The following is a 24,758-nucleotide window of genomic DNA, read 5'->3' as shown; positions in this document are numbered from 1 at the left end:
AGATTTATGAGCATGACCTATGTTGTTGTTTAGCTGGTTTGAAAGAAGGCTCGATCCGTTCCCGGCAGCGGAACCGGTCGAGCCGCCCAAGACGCTGGTGGCCTTCTGCCTGCATTACACGCGCGGCGCCTGGCCCTATATCCTCATCGATGCGGTGCTGGTGACGGCCATCGCCATCGCCGAGGTGTGGATGTTCGGCTTCCTCGGCCGCATCGTCGACTGGCTGTCGGGGCAGAATCGCGAAACCTTCCTGCAGACGGAAGCCTGGAAGCTCGCCGGCATGGCCTTCATCGTGCTGTTCGCGCTGCCGGGTACGGTGTGGCTGCATTCGCTGCTCAACCAGCAGACGCTGATGGGCAATTATCCCATGCGCATCCGCTGGCAGGTGCATCGCTACCTGCTCAAGCAATCGATGAGCTTCTACCAGGACGAGTTTGCCGGCCGCATCGCCACCAAGCTGATGCAGACGGCGCTTGCCGTGCGCGAATGCGTCATCAAGGTGATCGACGTCCTGAACTACGTCATCGTCTATTTCCTCGGCATGCTGTTCATCGTCGGTTCGGCCGACTGGCGGCTGGCCGCACCGCTGGGTGTCTGGCTGGTCGGCTACATACTTTTGCTGCGCTTTTTCATCCCGCGCCTCGGCAAGGTCGGCGAGGAACAGGCGAATGCGCGCTCGGTCATGACCGGCCGTGTCGTCGACAGCTACTCCAACATCCAGACGGTCAAGCTGTTCAGCCATGCGCGCCGCGAGGCGTCCTTCGCCAAGGAGGGCATGGGCGGCTTCCTCGACACGGTCTACCGGTCGATGCGGCTGGTGACGGTGCTTTTCGGCTCGCTCTACATACTGAACTCGTTGCTCCTGTTCTCGGTCACCGCCATCTCGCTGTGGCTGTGGATGGGGCAAGCGGTGACGATCGGCGCGGTTGCCGTGGTCATCGGCCTGGTTCTGCGGATGTGGGGCATGTCGCAGTGGATCATGTGGGAAATGTCGGGCCTGTTCGAGAACATCGGCACGGTGCAGGACGGCATCGCCTCGATCTCGCTGCCGCGCCTGGTCGAAGACAAGCCCGATGCGAAGGAGATCGCCGTTTCCAAAGGCGAGATCCGCTTCGAGGCTATCCGCTTCCACTACGGCAAGCAGAAAGGCGTGATCGAAAACCTGTCGCTGGCGGTGAAGCCCGGTGAAAAGGTCGGCATTGTCGGCCGCTCGGGTGCCGGCAAGTCGACGCTGGTCAACCTGCTGCTGCGATTCTACGACCTGGAAAGCGGCCGGATCCTGATCGACGGCCAGGAGATCGCCGACGTGAAGCAGGATTCGCTGCGCGCCCAGATCGGCATGGTCACGCAGGATACCTCGCTGCTGCATCGTTCGGTGCGCGACAACATCCTCTATGGCCGTCCCGACGCGTCAGACGAGATGCTTGTCGAGGCCGCTCGGCGGGCCGAGGCGCTGGACTTCATCGGTGGGCTTTCGGACGCCAGTGGCCGCAAGGGTTTCGACGCCCATGTCGGCGACCGCGGCGTCAAATTGTCGGGCGGCCAGCGGCAGCGCATCGCGATTGCTCGCGTTATGTTGAAGGACGCGCCGATACTTATCCTTGACGAGGCGACCTCCGCGCTGGATTCCGAGGCGGAAGCTGCCATCCAGGAGAACCTCTACAAGCTCATGCAGGGCAAGACCGTCATCGCCATCGCCCACCGGCTGTCGACCATCGCGGCGATGGACAGGCTTGTGGTGCTGGACCAGGGCCGCGTCATCGAGGAAGGGTCGCACGAGCAGCTGGTCGCCAGGGGCGGGCTCTACGCGCAGCTCTGGCAGCGCCAGTCGGGCGGGTTCCTGCTCGAGGACATCCCGGCCGATGCCGCCAACGATGCGATCGCAAAGGGACAAGCCGCAGAATGATGGCCGCCGCATGATGACAGCCGTCTATCGCTGGTTCGAGAACTGGGTCTATCCGTTCAGGGAGCCGGCGAGCCTTCGGCCACCATCCAGCGTCGGCGGCTTCATCTGGCACTATGTCGGCCAGGCGAAGTTCGCCTTCTTCGCCATGCTCGTCATCGGCGGCATCGCGCCGCTGGTCGAGGCCGGCCTGTTCTACTTCGTCGGGCGGCTGGTCGACATTCTCGACCAGCTTCCCGGCGAACGCAGCTGGCATGCGCTGTGGACCGCCGCCGGCCCGGAACTTGTGTTCATGGCCGCCGTGGTGCTGGTCATCCGCACCATCATCGTCGGCCTGTCGGCGCTGGTCGACGAACAGACGATCACGCCCGGCTTCTACAATCTGGTGCGCTGGCAGGCGCACCGGCATGTCTCGCGCCAGTCTTATGCCTTCTTCCAGAACGATTTCGCCGGCCGCATCGCGACAAAAGTCTGGCAGGCGGGGCAGGCGACGGGCGACCTGATGGAAAGCTTCATCGAGGTCGTCTGGTTCATGATCGTCTACACGGTGACGACGCTGGCGCTGGTCGCAGGTCTCGATCTCAGGCTCGCGGTGCTGGTGGTGATCTGGATCGTCGCCTTCGGCTGGCTGGCCCGGCTTTATCTGCCGGCAATCCGCAAACATGCCGAGGCGACCGCCGAGGCCGGCTCGATGATCAACGGCCGCATCGTCGATTCCTATTCCAACGTGCAGACGCTGAAACTGTTCTCGGCCGATGGCGACGACCGCTACATCAGGAACGGTTTCGACATCTATCTCGACGCGCTGCGCCCCTTCACCCGCCGGCTGACCGGCGTGCGCATGGCACTGACGATGCTGTCGGGCATCATGATCACGGCGATCGGCTGTTTTGCCGTCTATCTCTGGGTCGAGGGTTCGATCACCGTCGGCGCGGTCGCCTTCACGCTGTCGCTGGTGCTGCGGCTTAACATGCTGCTCGGCCGGCTGATGATGCAGCTCAACGGCATCTTGCGGAATCTCGGCGTGCTGGAGAATTCCAAGGCACTGATCTCGCAGCCGCTCGGGCTCACCGACGCGCCCGACGCCAGGGAGCTTGTCGTCGCCGGCGGGCGCATCGACGTGAAAAAAGTCGAGTTCCATTACGGCAAGGGGTTCGGCGTGCTGAACGGCATCGACCTTGTCGTCAAGCCAGGCGAAAAGGTCGGGCTGGTCGGACCATCGGGTGCGGGCAAGACGACGCTCGCCAATCTGATCCTGCGGCTCTACGACCTGGAACGCGGCTCCATCACCATCGATGGCCAGAACGTTTCGGAGGTGACGCAGAATTCGCTGCGCGCCAATATCGGCGTCGTCAGCCAGGACACCGCATTGTTCCATCGCTCGCTGCGCGACAACATCAAGCTCGGCATGCCTGACGCGACCGACGCCGAGGTGATCGCGGCGGCCAGGAAGGCCGAGGCGCACGAGTTCATCCTTGGCCTGCGCGACAACCGGGACCGTGCCGGCTACGAGGCCTTTGTCGGCGAGCGCGGCGTGAAACTGTCGGGCGGGCAGCGCCAGCGCGTGGCGATCGCGCGTGTCTTCCTCAAGGACGCGCCGATCCTGATCCTCGACGAGGCGACCTCGGCGCTCGATTCCGACATCGAGGCGGCGATCCAGGAGAATCTCACCAGGCTGATGGAGAACAAGACGGTCATCGCCATCGCCCACCGGCTGTCGACGATCGCAGCACTTGACCGCCTCGTGGTGCTCGACGGTGGCCGCATCGTCGAGCAAGGCACCCATGACGAGCTGGTGGCGCTCGACAGGCTCTATGCGCGGCTGTGGAAGCGGCAGTCGGGCGGCTTCCTCTATCACGAGGAAAGCGTGCTCGAAGAGACGCGGCCGGCGGAGTGAACCATGAGTGGATCGCCAGAAACCGGCTATGTGCTCAAGCGTTTCCGGCCAATCATGCCGGCCTTCGACGCATTACAGGAAGAGAGCCGGCTGGAAGGCTACTGGATGCTGGTGCGGCTGGCGGATGGCTGGGCAGGCGGCCGCAACAAGTTCCTGAAGCGGGGCGAGGCGCTGTTCGGGGCATGGCATGGGCCCGAACTCGCTGGCGTCTGCGGGCTGAACATCGATCCTTATTTCGGGGGCATGCGCCACGGCCGGGTCCGGCACCTGTTCGTCAGCGCGCGTCATCGCCGCAACGGCCTTGGGCGCGTGCTTGTGGAGACGGTCATCGACAGGGCACGCCAGTATTTCACTGTGCTGAACACCCGCGCGCCGAAAGAAGCGTTTGGTTTCTATGAGCGACTTGGCTTCCAGCCGGTGGCGGGCGAAGAATTCGTCACACACCGTATGATTTTTGGGAAAGGAGGCTGACATGTCGTTGCGTCCGCCATCTCATCTTGCCAGCGCCACCGCTGCCGAAGCTGCCTTCGATGCGCTTGGCCACGAAATCCTCGCCGAGAAGGCGGCGGCACTCGGCCGTGCCGGACAGCGTGTGGAAGAGACATTGGCCAGACTGCGTGGCAATGGCGACGAGCAGTTGCGCCCTCGGCTTCTTAAGGAGGCCGCCATGGCGGTGCATGGCTATTTCATCCAGCGCGAGCTGTGCGGCCTTCGAAAGCATGACGCCGTGATCCGCGAATACAACATCCCGAAAGCCGTGCTGGTCAGGCTTGGCGCCATGTAGGGTCGGAGCTTGCAGCGCTGATTTCCCTGTGGAATCGCGCCAGGCGGATGGCGAGCGCTTCGGGGTTTTCGTCGGCGATGAAGTGTCCGCTGTCGGCAATGATGTCGCCCTCGACATTTGAGAGCCCGGCTGCCCGCAGGCCATCGACATAGTCGCCGATGTCGCCTGACTCGGCCGCACCCCTCAGATAGAGCGCCGGAACCGCGATCGGCTTCGCCGGCCGCACGGCGTTGGCCTTGGTATCCTCCGGGAAGGCGCGATACCAGTCGAATCCGGCCTGGAGGCTTTCAGGACGGGAATAGGCTTTTGCGTAAATTTCCCTGGCCTCGTCAGGGATCGAGGCACGATGCTTCGAAAGCGTATTGAAGAAGAAGTCGAAATAGGCGCTCTGATGGCCGCTGACCAGCGTTTCCGGCAAGGCCGGGACGGCATGGAAAGCAAAGTGCCAGATTTGCGGATTGCGAATGACCTTCTCCCACGGCGCGACACCTGGAACGACGACGTCCATGATCGCCGCGCCGGAAAGTAACTCCGGGTGGTCGCGCAACAAGGCAAACACGACCTGGCCGCCGACATCATGGCCGGCGGCCACGAGTTGCCGCAGCCCGCATGCCTCGGCGACGCCTCTCATCAGCCTTGCCAGGGTCCTCTTGTCGCCAGCCTTGGGCATGCCTTGCGAGCCGCCGATGCAGGGCAGGTCGGGGGCGACGACCCGGTAGTCGGCTGCCAGCCGGCCGATCACCCGTTCGAACGCGTAGGAGCTTTGCGGCCATCCATGCAGCAGGAGGAAAGCCGGCGCTCCGGCCGGGCCTGCCTCGCGGATGGCGATGCTCAGCCCTTCGATTTCGACGTTCGAGGTTTGCATGTCCTGGTCCTGCCGACTGCCTGTCCCATAAATCTAGGCGGCAATCGGGAAACCGACAGGGCTACGCACCCTCACTCCAGCCATTCTGTGATGAAGGTGCCGTTCTCGTGAATGTCGATCGTTTCCAGCGGACCCGGACCGGGATTGGTGAATTTGTGCGGCGTGTGGGGTGGTACGATGACAATCTGGCCGGCGGAGGCCTCGATTTCCTTGTCGCCGACCGTGAACAGGGCGGTGCCCTGGCGGATGATGAAGATCTCCGCGTAAGGATGGGAGTGCAGCCGCGGGCCGCCGCCGACGTCGGGCAGGTGGTTGAAGATCAGGCAGGAGTTGGAGCCGTAGGCGCCGCCTTGCAGTTCGCCCTTCCAGCGGTCGGGCCAGTGGCCGGGACGAACAGCCCATTCCTCGCGATCTATGATATGCGCCATGTGAAGGAAGATAGACCATATAGGCCTCCTGTCGAGGACACTGGATTTGCGGTTGTTTCCCGGCGGTTTAGCCGCCATTCGCGACCATTCACTGCCTTGCTGCGCGACAGGGGATTTTGTCCCCGCGACAATCTGCCCATGTGCCTTGATCCGTCTGGACAAAAACAGGCTTCACGCATAAACCGAAGTCCAAATGCCGGAGGAGTTCGCTAGCCTGTTCGCCATGCGCTGTCGGGTTGGCGTGATGGAGCGGGGAACAAGGCTCGGCCACCGGCGCGGAAGAGGCAAAAGGATCAGGCACCCGTGAGCGCAACCGACATCCACGATCCCAATCGTCGAGATTTTCTTTACGTCGCCACCGGCATGGCCGCCGTGGTCGGCGCCGGTGCCGTCGCATGGCCGTTCATCGACCAGATGCGCCCCGATGCCTCGACGCTGGCACTGGCCTCGGTCGAAGTCGATGTCTCCTCCCTGGCACCTGGCAGTTCTCTGATCGTCAAGTGGCGCGGCAAGCCGGTCGTGGTGCGCAACCGCACTGAGAAGGAAATGAAGGACGGCGAAGCCGTCAATCTCTCCGATCTCAAGGATCCGATCGCGCGCAACGCCAACCTGCCGTCCGATGCGCCGGCGACCGACGCCAACCGCACCACGCCCGGCAAGGAAGCCTGGATGGTGATGGTTCAGGTCTGCACGCATCTGGGCTGCATCCCGCTCGGCCAGGAAGGCGATTTCGGCGGCTGGTTCTGCCCGTGCCACGGTTCGCAATACGACACCGCCGGCCGCATCCGCAAAGGCCCGGCGCCCGAGAACATGGCGATCCCGGTATTCAAGTTCGTTTCCGATACCAAGATCCTTATCGGTTGAGGCAGGGGGATATTTCGATGAGCGAGGGACACTCGACCTATACGCCCAAAACCGGTCTCGGACGCTGGTTCGACGCCCGCATGCCGCTGCCGCGGCTGGTTTATGACAGCTTCGTCGCCTATCCGGTGCCGCGCAACCTCAACTATGCGTGGACGTTCGGCGGCATCCTGTCGATCATGCTGGTGGCGCAGATGGTGACCGGCATCGTGCTGGCCATGCACTATACGTCCGATGCCAATCTCGCCTTCGGCTCCGTCGAAAAGATCATGCGCGACGTCAATTCCGGCTGGCTGTTGCGCTACATGCATGCCAACGGCGCTTCCTTCTTCTTCATCGCCGTCTATATCCACATCTTCCGTGGCCTCTATTACGGCTCCTACAAGGCGCCGCGCGAGCTGCTCTGGATTCTCGGCTGCATCATCTACCTCCTGATGATGGCGACCGGCTTCATGGGCTATGTGCTGCCTTGGGGACAGATGAGCTTCTGGGGCGCCACCGTCATCACCGGCTTCTTCACCGCCATTCCGCTGGTCGGCGACTGGATCCAGCAGCTGCTGCTTGGCGGGTTCGCGGTCGACAATCCGACGCTGAACCGCTTCTTCGCGCTGCACTATCTCTTGCCGTTCATGATTGCCGGCGTCGTCGTGCTGCACATCTGGGCGCTGCATGTCGTGGGCCAGTCGAACCCGACCGGCATCGAGGTCAAGTCGAAGACCGACACCGTCGCCTTCACGCCTTACGCGACCATCAAGGACGCGTTCGGCATGATCGTGTTCCTGTTCTTCTTCGCCTATTTCGTCTTCTACCTGCCGAACTATCTCGGCCATCCGGACAACTATACGGTCGCCAACCCGCTGAAGACCCCGGCCCATATCGTGCCGGAATGGTACTTCCTGCCGTTCTACGCGATCCTGCGTGCCATCACCTTCAACATCGGGCCGATCAATTCCAAGCTCGGCGGCGTGCTGTGCCTGTTCGGCGCCATCATCATGCTGTTCCTGGTGCCGTGGCTCGACACTTCCAAGGTGCGCTCGGCGGTCTACCGGCCCTGGTACAAGCTGTTCTTCTGGCTGTTCGTGGCCGATGCCGTCCTGCTTGGTTGGCTGGGCTCGCAGCCGGCGGAAGGCAGCTATGTGTTCATGGCGCAGATGGCGACGCTGTTCTACTTCTTCTTCTTCCTGGTCGCGCTGCCGGTGCTCGGCCTGATCGAGACGCCGCGCAGGCTGCCGAACTCGATCACCGAGGCGGTGCTGGAGAAGAACAAGGGTGGCAGCGGGCATCCGGCGGCCGCCGCGGCCGCACCACAGACCAAGGGCTAGAGCATGATCCCGAAAAGTGGGGACCGGTTTTCCCGGACAAACGGAACCGTTTGTCCAGAGATCATGCTCGAACAGAAAGACAGAGCGGTAGAGAATCTAAGGGGATTTGGCATGAAAAAGATTCTCACCTCGCTGGCGCTGCTCGGCCTTGTGGCCATCGGCACCGGGGCCGCGGGTACTTCAGCGTTCGCGGCCGAAGAGGCGCACAATGCGGCGGCACCGACGCATTTCCCGATCAACGAGCCGAAGGAAATGAGCTGGAGCTTCACCGGCCCGTTCGGCACCTATGACAAGGCGCAGCTGCAGCGCGGCCTGAAAGTCTACAAGGAAGTCTGCTCGGCCTGCCATTCGATGAATCTGGTGGCGTTCCGCACGCTGTCCGACCTCGGCTATTCCGATGCGCAGATCAAGACGCTGTCGGCTGAATACACCATCCATGACGGTCCTAATGATGCGGGCGACATGTTCGACCGTCCCGGCAAGCCGTCCGACCATTTCCCGGCGCCGTTCGCCAATGAGGAAGCCGCCGCTGCCTCGAATGGCGGCGCGGCCCCGCCCGACATGTCGCTGCTGGCCAAGGCGCGCGGCGTCGAGCGTGGCTTTCCGCAGTTCGTCTTCGACATCTTCACCCAGTATGATGCGGGCGGCCCCGACTACATCCATTCGCTGCTGACCGGCTACGACCAGACGCCGCCGGCCGGCATGGTCATCCCGGAAGGCACGCACTACAATCCCTACTTCATCTCCGCCGTCTCGTTGAAGATGCCCAAGCCGCTCTCCGACGGCCAGGTCACCTATGATGACGGTTCGCCGCAGACCGTCGACCAATATGCCCGCGATGTCGCGGCCTTCCTGACATGGGCGGCCGAGCCGCATATGGAAGACCGCAAGAAGATGGGCTTCCGGGTGCTGGTGTTCCTGCTGCTGTTCGGTGCGCTGGTCTACCTCACCAAGCGCAAGGTATGGGAAGGCGTGGCGCACTAAAGCCCGCTGATATTCAGGTGAGGCCGGCCTGCAAACAATGGCTTCCTGCGCTTCCGGCCTTCGCCGGCCGAAGCACTCATGAGCGGCGTGGCGGTTAAATTAAGGCTACGGCCGGCGTAGGCCGGTGCTCACGTACTTTAAGTACGCTCCGCTCCGGTTCTCGGAAGCCATCGTTTTCGACTCGGCCTGACCTGAATCTCAACAGGCCTTAAGCCGTTCTGACGGCAATACGGTCATGCACGGGCGCCAAGAGGCGCCCTTTTTGATTCTGGGAGTCATGTCACATGGCCGTCACCGCATGGGGCGATCTTGCGTTATTCCAACAAAGGATTCGCACCCATGAAGAAATACGCGTCGCTGGCGGCTGGTCTGCTGCTGCTGGTCATCGGCTCGGCCGCCCAGGCTGAAGATGCAAAGCCGTTCGTCACCAACAAGGATATCGACCTGACGGTGATCCTGCCGCCACCTCCCGCGAACGATTCGGCTGAGACCAAGGCGGAACTCGGCGAGGTGCTGACGCTGCAGGTGACCCGCACGCCTGAGATGGAAGCCCGCGCGGTCGCCGATGCCGAGGAGAATGTGTGGCGCTTCGCCGACGTCATGGGGCCGAATTTCAACAAGGAGACGTTGCCCAAATTCAGCGCCTTCTTCGATCGCGTCGTGGCCACCGAAGGCGCCGTCGTCGACCCGGCCAAGGATGTCTGGAAGCGTCCGCGTCCGCACCAGCTCAGCGACGTCGTCAAGCCGGCGGTGAAGCTGTCGAGCTCCGGTTCCTGGCCGTCCGGCCACGCTACCGTCGGCACCATGATGGGCATCATCCTGGCCGACATGGTTCCGGAGAAGCGCGCCGAGATCATGGCGCGCGCGGCCGAATACGCCCACAACCGCGTTGTCGGCGGCATCCACTATCCATCCGACGTCGAGATGGGCAAAATCTCGGGCAGCGTCATTGCCGCGGTCCTGCTCAACCGGGACGACTTCAAGGCCGAATACGAAGTGGCCAGGGCGGAGTTGCGGGCCGACCTCGGCATGTAGCTTTCGTCGGCAATCCATCTCTGCAGAGAGGGGCGCTTCGGGCGCCCCTTTTCATGATCACGGCCGTTCTCTAGGGGAGCTCAGCAATTAGTCCGTTGGCATAGCCGCATCTGATTGATATTCCAACGGCGGCAAAGGCTTCGTCAGCCATGGCCTTGGAAATCGATGATGCGGCTCAGCGACTGTCACAATTTTTCCGATTTCCGACGGATGGCGCAGCGAAGGCTGCCGGGGCCGATCTTCAATTACATCGATGGCGCGGCCGATGACGAGGTCACTTATCGCCGCAACACCGCAAGTTTCGAAAGCTGTGACCTAGTCCCCAACGTCCTGCGCGGGGTGAGCGAGATCGACATGTCGGTGACCGTCATGGGCCAGAAATTGGCTATGCCGTTCTATTGCTCGCCGACCGCCCTGCAGCGGCTTTTCCACCATCAGGGCGAGAGGGCGGTCGCCAAAGCCGCAGCCAAATACGGCACGATGTTCGGTGTTTCCACGCTCGGCACCGTCAGCCTCGAGGAGGTGCGCAGGATCAGCAGTAGCCCGCAGATCTACCAGTTCTACTTCCACCGAGATCGCGGCCTCAACCGGGCGATGATGCAGCGGGCAAAGCAGGTTGGCGTAGAAGTGATGATGCTGACCGTCGACAGCATCACCGGGGGCAATCGCGAACGCGACAAGCGCACTGGCTTTGCCATTCCCTTCAAACTCAACCTTGCCGGCATGGCGCAGTTCGCGCTGAAGCCGGCTTGGGCAATCAACTATTTCACCCATGAGGGCTTCAAGTTGCCGCAGCTCGACGAACATGTCGACATGGGCGGCGGGACGATGTCGATCAGCCGCTACTTCACCGAGATGCTCGATCCGTCGATGACCTGGGACGATGTCGCCGAGATGGTCAGGCAGTGGTCAGGTCCGTTCTGCCTCAAGGGCATCATGTCGGTTGAGGATGCCAGACGCGCCGTCGATATCGGCTGCAGCGGCATCGTACTGTCCAACCATGGCGGGCGGCAGCTGGATGGCTCGCGGGCGGCATTCGACCAGCTTGCCGAGATCGTCGATGCTGTCGGCGACAAGATCGACGTCATCATGGATGGTGGCGTACAGCGCGGTACCCATGTGCTGAAGGCACTATCGCTCGGGGCCAAGGCTGTTGGCATCGGCCGTTACTATATGTTTCCTCTGGCGGCGGCCGGCCAGTTGGGTGTCGAAAGGGCGCTTGAGCAGATGCGGGTCGAGGTCGAACGCGACATGAAGCTGATGGGCTGCAGTTCGATCGGACAATTGTCGCGCGCCAATCTCCGTTTCAGATAGTCGGCCGGGCGGGCCGTCGCGGATCATGCGGATGCGGAAGATGGCTGGGCCGGCGAGATCAATCCCTTGCCGGATGCGGCTTGTCTCAGCCGCCACATCGCGCTAGCCGTTGTCGATCGGGTCGGGTTACGATTGGTCCCCGCGCCGTTTCACACCTGCCCGCTGGACTATCCGGAGCCGCCTTCATGAAACCTTCGCTCGAAGACACGCTGCTGGCCTCGATCCGCACCATTCCGGACTATCCCAAGCCTGGCATCCTGTTTCGCGACATCACCACGCTGCTCAGCAACGCACGCGCCTTCCGCCGGGCCATCGACGAACTGGTTCATCCCTATGCCGGCCAGAAGGTCGACAAGATCGCTGGCATCGAGGCACGCGGTTTCATCCTGGGCGGTGCCGTCGCCCACCAGCTTTCAGCCGGCTTCGTGCCGATCCGCAAGAAGGGCAAGCTGCCCTATGAGACGGTGCGCGTCGCCTACAGCCTGGAGTACGGGCTGGACGAAATGGAGATGCACAAGGACGGCGTTGCCACTGGCGAGAAGGTGATCCTGGTCGACGACCTGATCGCCACCGGCGGCACGGCTGAGGCGGCGGTCAAGCTGCTACGCCAGATCGGCGCCGATATCCTGGCCGCCTGCTTCGTCATCGACCTGCCGGATCTGGGTGGACGACAGAAGCTCGAGGCGCTTGGCGTGCCGGTGCGAACACTGATCGGGTTCGAGGGACATTGAAAACACCAGCGCTGGTGCCGCCCCTCATCCGCCCTTCGGGCACCTTCTCCCCGTAAACGGGGAGAAGGAGGAACCTACTCCACCTTCACCAGCACGGCGCTCTCGAACTCCAACACCTTGTCGCCGGCCGAGGCGAAAGCCTCGCAGCGCAGCGCCAGCAGACGCCAGCCGGGGCGTGAGGCGATTGGACGGTGGGAAAGCGCCGTGCGCGTGAAGGTGACGGCCTCGCCGGCATGGACCGGCTTCAGCCACTTCAGGTTCTTGAAACCGGGCGAGGGGCCGAATTCGGGCATCGGGCCAGGGCCGTTCCAGCTGGCGCCCCCGGCATCCATGCCGGCTGCGAGGTTGAGCTTCATCCAGGTGGCGGCGGTGTGCCAGCCGGAGGCGCAGAGACCGCCGAGCACGCTCTTCCTGGCGGCCTCCTCGTCGATGTGGAAGATCTGCGGATCGTATTTGCGGGCGAACGCCTTGATCGCCGCCGGCTCGAATGTGTGCGTGCCCAGCGTCACCGTGGTGCCGATGCGGAAGAATTCGTCCAGGGTCATGCCTGAGACCTCGCGGCATCCCGCGTCAGGAACATGGCGGAATTCTCAAGCTCGAATACGCTTTCGCCACGCTGGTTGACCAGTTCGCTGCGCATGGTGACGAAGCCGAGTTGCGGCTTCGACCGGGACGGGCGCTTGGCCAGGACCACCAGGCTGCCTTTCAGCGTATCGCCGGCCAGAACCGGTTTCTTCCACTTGACGTGATCGACGCCGGGCGCGCCCTGGCAGGTGGAGTCCAGCAGGAAGGCGTCGCATAGCATGCGCATGAACATGGCGCAGGTGTGCCAGCCCGAAGCCGAGAGGCCGCCCAGGATGCTGGCCTTGCCGGCTTCCTCGTCAAGATGCATCGGCTGGGCATCGAATTCGCTGGCGAACTCGACGATCTCGGCCGCGCTCACCTGTTTGGTGCCGAGGTTGAACGAAGCACCCTCGACGAAATCCTCGTAGGCCCATGTCTTTCCGGTCATGGTCTGGAATCCGGTTGCAGAACGCGCGATCCGCATGGATCGGCAAACCCGGATGCAGGCCGCGGGCGATTTGGTCAAGTCCTTTCTGGTAAGCCAGCGTGAGGGGAGCGGCCGCCGGCGGGAGGCTGGGTCCTGGTGCCCGGCCTCCCAATGCCCCTACCGGGCGTTCGGCAGTATCTGGTGCAGCACGATGGCCCAGACCGCGCCGAAGGCGATGGATGAGCCTAGAATATACTGCACGATGTCAGGCAGCGTCTTGACGAAATCCGGAGGCGCCAGCGTGGCAAACAGCGCCATCAGGATCGGCAGGCCGATGACCAGCATGTTCCGCTCGGTCAGCGGCGTGCCGCGCACGACGCGAAAACCGTTCATGGCAATGACGACGCACAGCACGCCGAAGACGCCGCCGATGACCGGCCCCGGTATCGAGGCGATGACCGCCGACAGCTTGCCGATCAGGCCGAACAGAACCAGGAAGATGCCGGCCGCGGCGAAGGCGGCACGGCTGGCAATGCCGGTGATGGCGATGATGCCGGCGTTGGACGAGTAGCCGGTCACCGGCGTGCTGCAGAGCAGTGCGCTGACCAGGCAGCCGAGGCCTTCGCCGGTGGCGCCCCTGTCGAGCTGTTCATCCGACAGCGGCTTGTCGATAACGGCGCCGACCGCGAACCAGGTGCCGGTGGTCTCGGCGAGGACGACGATGTAGACGATCAGCATCGTCAGCGTCGCCGACAGCGAGAACGTCACGTCGAGATTGAGAAACGCAATGCGCGGCATGGAAAACCAGGTCGCGGCAGAAACGCCCGTCATGTCCAGCTGGCCCATGAAGGCGGCCGCCACGCTGCCCGCCACAAGCGCGATGATGACGGAGAGCAGGCGCAGCCAGGCGCCTTTCGCACCGAGCGTCATGCCGGTCAGCATGCAGCCGACGAGCACCGCCGCGGCGATGAAGGCAAGGATGATGTTGCCGCCGACGGTGGCGGTGCCGTGGACGGCGAACACGCTCTCCTTGAGCGCCACCGGCATCAGCGCGACGCCGACGACGATGATGATGGCGCCGCCGACGATGGGCGGCACGAAGCGGTTGACGAGGCGGTGGAAGAGCTTTGTCGGCGATCCGAGCAGCATGACCAATATGGCGCCGGGTATGAGCGCGCCGATCACGGCCGACAGCCCGCCTATGCCGCCGCCGGCGCCGAAGGCGATGGCCAACACTGCGCCGATCGGAACGAAGGACGGCCCCTGCACGACCGGCAGCCGCATCAGCAGCTGCGACTGGATCAGCGTCGCGATGCCCGCCGCCACGAAGGCCGACTGGATGAAGGCGCCGGCGTCGCCGACGCTGAAGGCAAGCACCGATGCAATGATGAACGGCACGATGTAGACGTCCATCGCCAGCACGTGCTGCAGGCCGAGCAGGGCGGCCTTGCCCAGGGGCAACGGATCGTCCGGCTGGGCGATCAAAGTGATTTCTGGCGCAACGCGTTCCATGATGTCCCCTCTGGAAATCCCCAGCCGATCATGGGATCAGTCGGCGCCAAAGGACAGCCGTGCAAAAGTTTGCCAACTGTTTTCTTCTAGGCCACACGATGGCCGTCTCACGCGGCAGTGCCACCGGAGCGACACATGACGAGAGCGCCCTTCACTTTGCTCGGCACCGCCTTCCACACGCCGGAGCGCGGCAGGCTGGAGGTGCTGGAGGATCACCTGTTCAGCATCGACGCTCAGGGGCGCATCGCTGAGATCCTGGCGCCCGGTCATCCGGACTATGCGACGCGCAAGAGCGATGCGGGTCAGGCGGGCAAGCTTGTGCAGCTTGCCGAGGGCCAGTTCCTGCTGCCCGGCCTGATCGACCTGCACATCCATGCGCCGCAATGGCCGCAGATGGGCAAGGCGCTGGACGTGCCGCTCGAAATCTGGCTGCAGAAATACACGTTTCCACTCGAGGCGCGCTATGCCGACGTCGACTATGCCCGTGAGGTCTATGCCGATCTGGTCGACAATCTTCTGGCCAACGGCACAACCACGGCACTCTATTTCGCAACCGTCCATGTCGAAGCGAGCCTGGCGCTTGCCGGGATCTGCCTCGAAAAGGGCCAGCGCGCCCTGGTCGGCAAGGTGGCGATGGACGATCCCGAGCAGTGCCCGCCCTTCTATCGCGATGCCGATGCTGCAATCGCTGTTGTTGACACCAGGCGCTTCATCGAGGCGGTCAGGTCAATGGATCCCGGCGACAGGCCGCTGGTCCAGCCGGTGATCACGCCCCGCTTCATCCCAAGCTGCACGGATGCGGCGCTGCAAGGGCTGGGGGAGCTCGCAACCGAATTCGGCTGCCACGTCCAGACGCACTGTTCGGAGAGCGACTGGGCAAAGCAGTTCGTGGAAGAGCGCTTCGGCCAAACCGATGCGGCAAGCCTCGACGGTTTCGGCCTGCTCACCCGCCACACGATCCTGGCGCACTCGAATTTCGTCGACGAGCAGGACATGGAGCTGATCAGGGAGAAGGGCGCCGGCGTCGCCCATTGCCCGCTATCCAATGTCTATTTCGCCAACGCCGTGTTTCCGTTGCGTGCGGCACTCGACCGGCACATGCATGTCGGGCTGGGGACGGATATTTCGGGCGGCTACAGCCCGTCGCTGTTCGACGGCTGCCGGCATGCGCTGTCGGCGTCGAGAACGCTGCAGAGCGGCGTGCATGCCGGCCTGCAGCCAGAGCAGCGCGGCGCGCCCGGCGAGCCGATCACGCATCAGGAGGCGTTCTGGCTGGCCACCGCCGGCGGCGCGGAAGCGCTCGACCTGCCGACGGGCAGTTTTCGCGTCGGCCACGAATTCGACGCGCTGCTGATCGATGCGCGGGCAAGCGCCTCGAACATCAATATCAACCCGGCCGACGACACGCTTGACGATGTCTTCCAGAAGATCGTGCTCAATGCGGCGCGGGCCAACATCGCCACTGTGTGGGTGAGCGGCCGGACGGTGGTGGGGCAGTAGCCGGCTTGGGGCCAGCCCGATCGAAGTCACGCTGCCATTGGCGGCACGTTCTCCGTCACATCATGTGTTGAACTTGAACAGCATGATGTCGCCGTCCTGGACGACATATTCCTTGCCTTCGTCGCGCGCCTTGCCGGCTTCCTTGGCCGCCACTTCGCCGCCCAGCGTGACGAAGTCATTGTAGGCGATGGTCTGGGCGCGGATGAAGCCGCGTTCGAAATCGGTGTGGATGACGCCGGCGGCCTGCGGTGCCTTGTCGCCTTTGTGCACGGTCCAGGCGCGCGTCTCCTTGGGCCCGACGGTGAAATAGGTGATGAGATGCAATAGATCGTAGCCGGCGCGGATGACCTTGTTCAGGCCAGGCTCGTCGAGGCCGAGCGAGGACAGGAACTCCATCTCTTCTTCGTCCGAGAGCTGGGCGACTTCGGCCTCGATCGCGGCCGAGATGACCACGGTACCGGCGCCTTGCGCGGTGGCCATTTTCTCCACTGCCTTGGTGTGCTCGTTGCCGGTGGCGGCATCAGCTTCGGCGACGTTGCAGACATAGAGGACGGGGTGCGAAGTCAGAAGGTTCAACCCCTGCAGGATGCGCAGGTCTTCCGCCGAGATGCCCTTGAGCAGGATGCGGGTCGGCTTGCCGGCCTGCAGCAGCTCGAGTGCGGCCTCCATCATCGGCAATACGGTCGTCGCTTCCTTGTCCTTGGTCGAGGCGCGCTTGCGGAATTGCACGATGCGGCGCTCGAGGCTGTCGAGGTCGGCGAGCATCAGCTCGGTCTCGACCGTCTCGGCGTCGGCGACCGGGTCGATGCGGCCCTCGACATGGGTGATGTCGTCATCCTCGAAGCAGCGCAGCACATGCACGATCGCGTCGACCTCGCGGATGTTGGCGAGGAACTGGTTGCCCAGGCCTTCGCCCTTGGAGGCGCCGCGCACCAGGCCGGCGATGTCGACGAAGGAGATGCGGGTCGGGATGATCTCCTTCGACTTGCCGATCGCGGCGATCTTCTGCAGGCGCGGATCGGGAACCGCCACCTCGCCGGTGTTCGGTTCGATGGTGCAGAACGGATAATTGGCGGCCTGTGCCGCCGCCGTCCTGGTCAACGCGTTGAAAAGCGTCGACTTGCCGACGTTGGGCAAGCCAACGATGCCGCATTTGAAACCCATTGTGTCAGTCCTATCGGGAAAAGCGAAATTTGAGGAGGGCTATGGGCGATCGGGGTGATCAACGTCAAGCCCCGCGGCCTTGATCCTGTCGAAGCTCAGTCCTTGCCGCCGAACAGTTTCTTCAGCATGGCGGCCATCGGGCCGGTCTCCGGCAGCTTGGCGGGCGCCTGTTGCGGGCGCGCCTGGCGGATGTGGCTCTGGGCTTTTGGGCTCTGGGCCTTCGGTGCCTTGGGTGCCTTAGGTGGCGGGCGGTCGTCGTCGCCGGTCGGCACGAGCTTGTCGCGCAATGCCAGCGTCACCCGGTTCATGAAGGAATTGTCGTCGCCCTTGGCCAGCAATCCGGCATCGTCGGCTATCGTGTCGAGCAGCACGTCCAGCCATTCGCGGTCGGCCTTGGCGAAGTCGCCGAGCACATGGCCATGCACCATCTCCTTGACGCCGGGATGGCCGACGCCGATGCGTACACGGCGATAATCCTTGCCGACGTGCTGGTCGAGAGAGCGGATACCGTTGTGGCCGCCGGAGCCGCCGCCGACCTTGACCCGAACCTTGCCCGCGGCAAGATCGATCTCGTCGTAGAAGACTGTGAGGTCGGAGGGGGAGAGCTTGTAGAAGCGCAGCGCTTCGCCGACCGACTGGCCGGACAGGTTCATGAAGGTCTGCGGTTTGATCAGGATGATCTTTTCGCCGCCAAGCGTGCCCTCGGCGATCAGGCCCTGGAATTTCTTCGACCAGGGCGAAAAGGAATGGCGGCGGGCGATTGCGTCCGCCGCCATGAAGCCGACATTGTGCCGGTTATCAGCGTATTTCGCGCCCGGATTGCCGAGGCCTGCAAAGACAAGCATCGTCCGCTCCAGGCGTGAAAAAGTTACTTCTCTTCGGCGACAGGTGCCGCCGCTTCAGGTGCCGCCGTTTCGGCGGTCTCTTCCGTCTCCGGCTTCATCGCCGACGAACCGGCAATGGTCGCGACGGTGAAGTCGCGGTCGGAGATCACCGGCTTGACGCCGGCCGGCAGCTTGATTGCCGAAATGTGGATCGAATCGCCGATGTTGGTGCCGGTGAGATCGATGGTGATGAACTCCGGGATCGCATTGGCCGGGCAGTGGAACTCGACTTCGTGACGCACGATGTTGAGCACGCCGCCGCGCTTGATGCCGGGCGACTTGTCCTCATTGATGAAGTGGACAGGCACGTCGACATTGACCTCGGTGTCCTTGCCGATGCGCAGGAAGTCGACATGGACAGGGAAATCCTTGACCGGGTCGAGCTGGAAGTCCTTCGGCAGGACCTGGATCTTCTTGCCGTCGACATCGATCGTGGCGATCGTGGTCAGGAACCCACCGCCATGGATCTTGTAGTAGATGTCCTTGTAGGTGAGAGCGATGGCCAGGGGAGGCTGCTTGTCACCATAGATTACTGCAGGCACTTTACCGTTGCGGCGAACTGCACGGGCGGACCCCTTACCGACCTGTTCGCGCGCTTCGGCCTTGAGCTCGTAAGTATCGTGGCTCATGGCTTTTCCTTTCGCGTGTTATGGAGCGTTCGCGGCGGGCAAATTGCCTGAACCGTAAACGTCGAAAGCGGCCGGTCCTGGATGTCCGAATGCCGGCGGCCGCATACGCGGACCTTTGTTCGGGATCACAAGGGGAAGGCAGCCTTCCGCCGCGTTGCCTCCAAGGGTGTCTACGCGGGTGGCGGCTCTATAGCCGAAGGCGGGCAGGGGTGCAAGCGGTGGTCGGGAACAGGTTCTGACTACCGGTCGCCGCCCAGCGCATTGCGCAGCGCCTGGACCTGCCGGTTCAGCACGTCGAGTTCAGCCGACGTCATGCCCGAGCGTTCGATCAAGGTTTCGTTCAGGCAGTTGCACTGGACAAGCAGGGCGCGCCCGGTTGAGGTCAGGTCAACCTGCACCTGGCGCTCGTCGGTCTGGCTGCGTTGGCGGGTCACCAGCCCGGCCTGTTCCATGCGCTTCACCAGCGGTGTGACGGTGCTCGATTCCAGGGCGAGCCGGTGCGCGACCGTGCCGACCGACATGCCGTCGGCCTCACCCAGTGCGTTGAGCACGAGATATTGCGGATAGGTGATCCCCATCTCGTCCAGCATTGGCTTGTAGGTGCGGTTGATGGCCATGCTGGTGGCGTAGAGCGTGAAGCAGAGCTGATTGTCCAACGGGAGAGGCACGACGCATTCCTTTGCCGATTAATCACAAAATGCATACCACGAAAAATGATATCGCGATACATATTTTTATGGACAAGGCCTTCGAGCTGCGTTAGCGGTATTGATGTCGCGATATTATTTATCGCAATAACAATCAAAGGAGATTGAGATGGCTTCGCAGACAAAGTCTGGCTCGGGCAGCGGCACGATCACCACCAAGGACGGCACGCAGATCTACTACAAGGACTGGGGAACCGGTCAGCCCATCGTCTTCCATCACGGCTGGCCGCTGAGCAGCGACGACTGGGACGCCCAGATGCTGTTCTTCCTGGCACAAGGCTATCGCGTCATTGCCCATGACCGCCGCGGCCACGGCCGCTCGACCCAGACCGATATCGGCAACGAGATGGACACCTATGCGGCCGATGTGGCCGAACTCACGGCGCATCTTGGTCTCGAGAACGCCATCCATGTCGGCCACTCAACCGGCGGCGGCGAGGTGGCGCGTTATGTCGCGAAGTACGGCGCCGGCGGCCGTGTCGCCAAGGCGGTGCTGATCGGCGCTGTGCCGCCGATCATGCTCAAGACAACTGCCAATCCGGGCGGCCTGCCGATCGAGGTGTTCGACGGCTTCCGCGCCGCCCAGGCTGCCAACCGGGCCCAGTTCTTCCGCGACGTTCCGGCCGGTCCGTTCTATGGGTTCAACCGTCCGGGCGCCGAGGTCTCGCAGGGCGTCATCGACAATTGGTGGCGCCAAGGGATGATGGGCGGCACCAAGGCGCATTATGATTGCATCAAGGCCTTCTCGGAGACCGACTTCACCGAGGATTTGAAGGCAATCGACGTGCCGGTGCTGGTCATGCATGGCGACGACGACCAGATCGTCCCGATCGCCGATTCGGCGCTGCTGTCGATCAAGCTGCTCAAGAAGGGCGAGCTCAAGGTCTACAAGGGTTTTCCGCATGGCATGGCGACCACTCACGCCTATGTCATCAACGCCGACCTCTTGGCCTTCTTCAAGGCCTAGACTGTTCGAGATCGTCAAGCACCCGCCATCAGGCGGGTGCTTTTGCGCATACAGCTCAGAGGGTCTAAGCGGCCACTGCCTTCCGGGCTTCCCTCATGTTGGGCAGGAACACCGTTAGCAGTCCCAGGAACGGCAGGTACGAGCAGATCTGGAAGACGAAGTCGATGCCCTTCATGTCGGCGACGACGCCGAGCACGGCGGCCGCGATGCCGCCGACGCCGAAGGCGAAGCCGAAGAAGATGCCGGCGATCATGCCGACGCGGCCCGGCACCAGTTCCTGCGCGAAGACGACGATGTTGGAGAACGCCGACGACAGGATCAGCCCGATCAGCACGGTCAGCACCATCGTCCATTCCATGTTGGCGTAGGGCAGCGCCAGCGTGAAGGGCAGCACGCCGACGATCGAGAACCAGATCATCGCCTTCTGTCCGTAGCGGTCGCCGAAGGGGCCGCCGAGCAGGATGCCCAGCGCCGAGGCGCCGAGGAACAGGAACAGCATCACTTGGCTCATCTGCACCGACACGCCGAACTTATGGATGGAATAGAAGGTGTAGTAGCTGGCGAGGCTGGCGATGTAGGCGTTCTTGGTCAGCACCAGCAGGGTCAGCACCGCCAAAGCCCACATCACCTTGCGGCGCGGGAAGGGCGAGACGAAGCTTGCCGCCTTGCGGTTGCCTTGCGCGGCGCGCAGGCGGCTGTACCAGCCGCCGACCTGCCACAGCACGACGATGCCGATCAGTGAGCCGACAGCGAACCAGGCGATGCTGGTCTGGCCGAAGGGCACGACGATAAAGGCCGCCAGCAAGGGGCCCATGGACTGGCCGAAATTGCCGCCGACCTGGAACAGCGACTGTGCCAGGCCAAACCGGCCGCCGGAAGCAAAGCGCGCGATGCGCGAGGATTCCGGATGGAAGATCGCCGAGCCGATGCCGATCAGCGAAGCGCCAATCAAGAGCAGGTAATAGTGGCCGGCATAGGCCAGCACGACCAGGCCGATCAGCGACGAGGCCATGCCATAGGGCAGGGAATAGGGCATCGGCCGCTTGTCGGTGACCATGCCGATGATCGGCTGCAGCAGGGATGCCGTGACCTGGAAGGTGAAGGTCAACAGGCCGATCTGCCAGAAGTCGAGGCCGTAATTCTGTTTCAGCAAGGGATAGATAGCCGATAGCAGCGACTGCATGATGTCGTTGATGCAGTGGCACAGGCTCACCGCCAGGATGACGGTGAAGGCCGTCGCCTGGGCTGAAGCGTGACTGGCGCTCGCAGGTGTCGCGACGCTGGCGGCTGTCGTATCGGTCAAGATAGGCTCCGTGGTCTTTTTTGGCGGCGGTACCGTAGGATGACGCGGCGGGGCGTTCCCGCCCAGGGAGAGTGTGTGGCGAGATGCTCCCGCAGGCAGCCTTATAAGCTGCTTGCAAGGCGACTTCTTTCGTGGTTTGGTCCAATAGTTTCGCAAGTGGGCCATAGCCGATGCCGCATGGCAGGGAGATATTCAGAGGTGACGCCGCCGAATTGGGGCGGTTGCACCAGAGCCGCTGGCAATGGCTCGAACAGGCTGTCGGGCCAGTGGTGGCGTTGCCGACCGAATATCCCGACGGCTACCATGTGCCGCTGCACCGCCACAGCCGCAGCCAGCTGCTGCATGCGCTGGTCGGCGTCGTGCTGGTGACGACACGCCATGGGCGCTGGATGGTGCCGCCCGACCACGCAATGTGGATCCCGGCCGGCATCGAGCATTCCGTCGAGATGCTGGGCGATGTCTCGATGCGCTCCGTCTATGTCATGCCGCAGGCGATCGCCGGGCTACCGGAAGGCCTGCGCGTCGTCGGCGTCACCGACCTGATGCACAGCCTGATCGTGGAATCGGAAAAGCTGCCGCAGGGCGGCGAACTGGAAGGCCGCGGCGGGCTGATCATGAGTCTTCTGCTGCACGAAATCCCGACCCTGCCGGAACGTCCGCTCGGCCTGCCGTTCCCGTCCGATCCGAGGCTCGCGGCGCTGTGCCGCCGCTTCGTCGCCGCACCCTCGCCGCACGCGACGATCGACGAGTGGGCCGACGCCGTCGGCATGAGCCGGCGCTCGTTCACACGCGCCTTCCAGCGGCAGACCGGCCTGTCGCTGTCGACATGGCGCCAGCAGGCCTGCCTGTTCGCGGCGCTGCCGAGGCTGGCCGATGGCGAGCCGATCACCAGGGTGGCGCTCGACTTGGGCTATGACAGCGTGCCGGCCTTCATCACCATGTTCAAGCGCATGCTGGGGACCTCGCCGCGCGGCTATATGCGCGGCGCACGCGAAAGCGTCGAGGTCGCTCGTCGCCTGATCGGCCCGGTTCGCCTGGAAAGCCCGGCGCCGTAACGGCGGGTCGCGGTCTGAAGCAATTCCAGGAAAAGTGTGAAGCGGCTTTCCGTCCGGAATTGCGTCAACACAAAGAGTTTAGTCGAACAGGCTGGACACCGATTCCTCGGTCGCCGTGCGCGAGATGGCTTCGCCCATCAGGTCGGCGATCGAGATGACGCGGATGTTGGGAGCGTCGAGCACGCCTTGCGTCGGCTGGATGGAATCGGTGATCACCAGTTCCTGCAGCTTCGAGCCGCTGATGCGAGCGACAGCGCCGCCCGACAGCACACCGTGGGTGATGTAGGCGGTGACGCTGGTGGCGCCGTTGGCCAGCAGCGCATCGGCGGCATTGCACAGCGTGCCGCCGGAATCGACGATATCGTCGATCAGCAGGCAATCCTTGCCGGCGACCGCGCCGATGATGTTCATGACTTCCGATTCGCCTGGACGCTCACGGCGCTTGTCGACGATGGCGAGTTGCGCATCGAAGCGCTTGGCCAGCGCACGCGCCCGCACCACGCCGCCAATGTCGGGCGACACCACCACGACATTGCCGAGCTGTTTGTATTTCGCCTTCACGTCGCGGGCCATCACCGGCACCGAGAACAGATTGTCAGTCGGGATGTCGAAAAAGCCCTGGATCTGGCCCGCATGGAGGTCGAGGGTCAAAACGCGGTCGACGCCGGCGCGGGTGATCATGTTGGCGACCAGCTTGGCCGAGATCGGCGTGCGGCCGGAGGCGCGCCGGTCCTGCCTTGCATAACCGAAATAGGGAATGACCGCCGTGATGCGCTTGGCCGACGAACGCATGAAGGCATCGATCATGATGAGCAGTTCCATCAGGTGATCGTTGGTCGGGAATGAAGTCGACTGCAGGATGAAGACATCCTCGCCGCGCACGTTTTCCTGGATTTCGACGAAGATTTCCTGGTCGGCGAAGCGCCTGACGCTGGCCTTGCCCAGCGGGACGTTGAGATAGCGGGCGACCGCTTCGGCCAGCACCCTGTTGGAATTGCCCGCGAAGAGTTTCATGCACCGTTCCTGGTGGAGGATGGAGAGACCTGACGGACTCGCCTGTACCTGTTAACCGGGCTTTTAGCGGCCCGCGCCGGTATTGCAAGCGGGAATCCGCCGGCTAATCCCAGGAAGCTGGACACCATCACCGGCAGGCAACAGGAAGCAGCGGAGTCCCGCCGCTGCTCCCTCTTCTCGTTTGCGCATCGGATTTTCCCAAAACCGTTTCCACTCTTGGGTCCGATGCCCTAACCCGCCTTGCCGCCCAGAAACGCCGCGAACTGGTCGATGGTCTGGTCGGCGATCGCCTGCATGGTGGCTGATGAGACCGCCTTCCAGCTGTCAGTGCCCCCGCCGCCGCCGGAATTGACCGAAGGTGCCTTCATCTGGCCGTTGATGCGGTGCAGGCGGTTGCCGGCGGGGTCGTAGACGTCCCAGACGTAGATGACGGTGGTGTCCTTGCCTTCCGAGATGGCCGAGAAATAGCCCTTCAGCACATGGGTCGCGGCCTGGTCCTGGCTGCCGGCCAGCGTGATGCCGCGCTGCTTGGCCCGCGCCTGCAATTCCGCCGTCAACGGCGTGGCGGCTTCCACCGAGGCGCCGACGATCGGCGCGATCTGCAGCCGGGTCTTCGACAGGATGGCAGCGCTTTGGGCTGAAGTGAGCGGCGCGGCAGCGGTCACGGGGGCGCCGGCGGTGGTGTTGGCAGGCGCGGTTGCCGACGTCGCGGGAGCCGTGGCCGCCGCGCTGCCCTGGGCTGCCGGCGCGGTCTGCCCCGAGGCCGCCGGCGGGGTGATGGCGGAAGGTTCGAGAACGTCCTTTGCGTTGGTGCAGGCAGCCAGAGCCAATGCCACAAGCAATGACACGGTCGTCACGTGCGATCGTCTCATTTGCCTTCTAACTCCTTGGCGAAGAACGCCTCCCAT

Annotated in this window: 25 protein-coding genes; 13 read left to right on the top strand and 12 right to left on the bottom strand. The window is 63.4% G+C overall.

Annotated elements, in window-relative coordinates; genetic code table 11:
• The first annotated feature begins 19 nt into the window (after positions 1-19).
• Genes JT360_RS25535 through JT360_RS25520 form a run of 4 tightly spaced genes read left to right on the top strand, consistent with a single transcriptional unit; the run spans position 20 to position 4,584 of the window.
• Positions 20-1,906, top strand: coding sequence for an ABC transporter ATP-binding protein (locus tag JT360_RS25535; protein WP_214475089.1), 1,887 nt, complete (start codon positions 20-22; stop codon positions 1,904-1,906).
• A 10-nt stretch (positions 1,907-1,916) separates the two neighbouring features.
• Positions 1,917-3,800 (top strand): ABC transporter ATP-binding protein, encoded by a 1,884-nt coding sequence (locus JT360_RS25530; protein WP_214475087.1) that lies wholly within the window; start codon positions 1,917-1,919, stop codon positions 3,798-3,800.
• Positions 3,801-3,803: 3 nt separating this feature from the next.
• Positions 3,804-4,271, top strand: a complete 468-nt coding sequence (locus JT360_RS25525) for a GNAT family N-acetyltransferase (protein ID WP_214475085.1) — start codon at positions 3,804-3,806, stop codon at positions 4,269-4,271.
• 1 nt (position 4,272) lies between these two features.
• Positions 4,273-4,584: a DUF6665 family protein gene (locus JT360_RS25520; RefSeq protein ID WP_214475083.1), complete on the top strand. Its 312-nt coding sequence runs from the start codon at positions 4,273-4,275 to the stop codon at positions 4,582-4,584.
• On the opposite strand, the gene JT360_RS25515 is transcribed toward JT360_RS25520, so the two are convergent.
• Positions 4,565-5,449 carry an alpha/beta fold hydrolase gene (locus JT360_RS25515; RefSeq protein WP_214475081.1) on the bottom strand — a complete coding sequence of 295 codons (885 nt, stop codon included), beginning with the start codon at positions 5,447-5,449 and terminating at the stop codon, positions 4,565-4,567. The two genes, JT360_RS25520 and JT360_RS25515, sit on opposite strands and share 20 nt — an antisense overlap.
• 71 nt (positions 5,450-5,520) lie before the next feature.
• Positions 5,521-5,877, bottom strand: coding sequence for a cupin domain-containing protein (locus tag JT360_RS25510; RefSeq protein ID WP_214475079.1), 357 nt, complete (start codon positions 5,875-5,877; stop codon positions 5,521-5,523).
• Positions 5,878-6,180: 303 nt separating this feature from the next.
• Between JT360_RS25510 and petA the strand changes: the two genes are divergently transcribed.
• The 6 genes from petA to JT360_RS25480 all read left to right on the top strand — a co-directional run bounded on the left by petA (position 6,181) and on the right by JT360_RS25480 (position 12,124).
• A complete protein-coding gene (petA, locus tag JT360_RS25505) occupies positions 6,181-6,741 on the top strand; it encodes a ubiquinol-cytochrome c reductase iron-sulfur subunit (protein ID WP_214475077.1) in 561 nt (186 codons plus the stop codon).
• Positions 6,742-6,758: 17 nt separating this feature from the next.
• A complete protein-coding gene (locus tag JT360_RS25500; protein WP_214475075.1) occupies positions 6,759-8,060 on the top strand; it encodes a cytochrome b in 1,302 nt (433 codons plus the stop codon).
• Between the two features lie 111 nt (positions 8,061-8,171).
• Entirely contained in the window at positions 8,172-9,044 is an 873-nt protein-coding gene (locus tag JT360_RS25495) for a cytochrome c1 (RefSeq protein WP_214475072.1), read from the top strand.
• A gap of 339 nt (positions 9,045-9,383) precedes the next feature.
• Positions 9,384-10,079, top strand: a complete 696-nt coding sequence (locus JT360_RS25490) for an acid phosphatase (RefSeq protein WP_214475070.1) — start codon at positions 9,384-9,386, stop codon at positions 10,077-10,079.
• A 168-nt stretch (positions 10,080-10,247) separates the two neighbouring features.
• Positions 10,248-11,393, top strand: coding sequence for an alpha-hydroxy acid oxidase (locus JT360_RS25485; protein ID WP_214475068.1), 1,146 nt, complete (start codon positions 10,248-10,250; stop codon positions 11,391-11,393).
• 185 nt (positions 11,394-11,578) lie between these two features.
• Complete coding sequence (locus tag JT360_RS25480; protein WP_214475066.1) at positions 11,579-12,124, top strand: adenine phosphoribosyltransferase; 546 nt, start codon at positions 11,579-11,581, stop codon at positions 12,122-12,124.
• Between the two features lie 74 nt (positions 12,125-12,198).
• Here JT360_RS25480 and JT360_RS25475 read toward each other — a convergent pair whose 3' ends face one another.
• The 3 genes from JT360_RS25475 to JT360_RS25465 all read right to left on the bottom strand — a co-directional run bounded on the left by JT360_RS25475 (position 12,199) and on the right by JT360_RS25465 (position 14,627).
• Positions 12,199-12,669, bottom strand: coding sequence for a MaoC family dehydratase (locus tag JT360_RS25475; RefSeq protein ID WP_214475064.1), 471 nt, complete (start codon positions 12,667-12,669; stop codon positions 12,199-12,201).
• Positions 12,666-13,136: a MaoC family dehydratase gene (locus tag JT360_RS25470; protein ID WP_214475063.1), complete on the bottom strand. Its 471-nt coding sequence runs from the start codon at positions 13,134-13,136 to the stop codon at positions 12,666-12,668. Before JT360_RS25470 ends, JT360_RS25475 begins: the two co-directional genes overlap by 4 nt.
• A gap of 156 nt (positions 13,137-13,292) precedes the next feature.
• Entirely contained in the window at positions 13,293-14,627 is a 1,335-nt protein-coding gene (locus tag JT360_RS25465) for a uracil-xanthine permease family protein (RefSeq protein WP_214475061.1), read from the bottom strand.
• A gap of 135 nt (positions 14,628-14,762) precedes the next feature.
• Here JT360_RS25465 and guaD point away from each other — a divergent pair, with 135 nt between their 5' ends.
• The gene (gene guaD / locus JT360_RS25460) at positions 14,763-16,127 is read left to right on the top strand and encodes a guanine deaminase (protein WP_214475059.1); all 1,365 of its coding nucleotides are present in this window, start codon (positions 14,763-14,765) and stop codon (positions 16,125-16,127) included.
• Positions 16,128-16,187: 60 nt separating this feature from the next.
• On the opposite strand, the gene ychF is transcribed toward guaD, so the two are convergent.
• The 4 genes from ychF to JT360_RS25440 form a co-directional block, all read right to left on the bottom strand.
• Positions 16,188-17,291, bottom strand: coding sequence for a redox-regulated ATPase YchF (gene ychF / locus JT360_RS25455; protein WP_214475058.1), 1,104 nt, complete (start codon positions 17,289-17,291; stop codon positions 16,188-16,190).
• 95 nt (positions 17,292-17,386) lie between these two features.
• Positions 17,387-18,136 carry an aminoacyl-tRNA hydrolase gene (pth, locus tag JT360_RS25450; RefSeq protein WP_214475055.1) on the bottom strand — a complete coding sequence of 250 codons (750 nt, stop codon included), beginning with the start codon at positions 18,134-18,136 and terminating at the stop codon, positions 17,387-17,389.
• 23 nt (positions 18,137-18,159) lie between these two features.
• On the bottom strand, positions 18,160-18,804 hold the full coding sequence (locus JT360_RS25445; RefSeq protein ID WP_214475053.1) for a 50S ribosomal protein L25/general stress protein Ctc: 645 nt from the start codon (positions 18,802-18,804) through the stop codon (positions 18,160-18,162).
• Between the two features lie 239 nt (positions 18,805-19,043).
• The gene (locus tag JT360_RS25440) at positions 19,044-19,472 is read right to left on the bottom strand and encodes a MarR family winged helix-turn-helix transcriptional regulator (RefSeq protein WP_214475051.1); all 429 of its coding nucleotides are present in this window, start codon (positions 19,470-19,472) and stop codon (positions 19,044-19,046) included.
• 148 nt (positions 19,473-19,620) lie between these two features.
• Between JT360_RS25440 and JT360_RS25435 the strand changes: the two genes are divergently transcribed.
• Entirely contained in the window at positions 19,621-20,478 is an 858-nt protein-coding gene (locus JT360_RS25435) for an alpha/beta fold hydrolase (protein WP_214475049.1), read from the top strand.
• Between the two features lie 64 nt (positions 20,479-20,542).
• Here the strand turns inward: JT360_RS25435 and JT360_RS25430 are convergent, their stop codons facing one another.
• Positions 20,543-21,781: an MFS transporter gene (locus tag JT360_RS25430; protein ID WP_214475048.1), complete on the bottom strand. Its 1,239-nt coding sequence runs from the start codon at positions 21,779-21,781 to the stop codon at positions 20,543-20,545.
• A gap of 170 nt (positions 21,782-21,951) precedes the next feature.
• On the opposite strand from JT360_RS25430, the gene JT360_RS25425 reads away from it, so the two are divergent.
• Positions 21,952-22,836, top strand: coding sequence for an AraC family transcriptional regulator (locus tag JT360_RS25425; protein ID WP_214475046.1), 885 nt, complete (start codon positions 21,952-21,954; stop codon positions 22,834-22,836).
• A gap of 78 nt (positions 22,837-22,914) precedes the next feature.
• Here the strand turns inward: JT360_RS25425 and JT360_RS25420 are convergent, their stop codons facing one another.
• Together JT360_RS25420 and JT360_RS25415 are read right to left on the bottom strand one after the other, a co-directional pair.
• The gene (locus JT360_RS25420; protein WP_015316090.1) at positions 22,915-23,850 is read right to left on the bottom strand and encodes a ribose-phosphate pyrophosphokinase; all 936 of its coding nucleotides are present in this window, start codon (positions 23,848-23,850) and stop codon (positions 22,915-22,917) included.
• Positions 23,851-24,080: 230 nt separating this feature from the next.
• Positions 24,081-24,722, bottom strand: coding sequence for a hypothetical protein (locus JT360_RS25415; RefSeq protein WP_214475044.1), 642 nt, complete (start codon positions 24,720-24,722; stop codon positions 24,081-24,083).
• Positions 24,723-24,758 lie beyond the last annotated feature (36 nt).

This window comes from Mesorhizobium sp. dw_380 (genome assembly GCF_018588885.1).
GTDB lineage: Bacteria > Pseudomonadota > Alphaproteobacteria > Rhizobiales > Rhizobiaceae > Mesorhizobium.
This window is presented reverse-complemented; position numbering and strand designations above follow the sequence as displayed.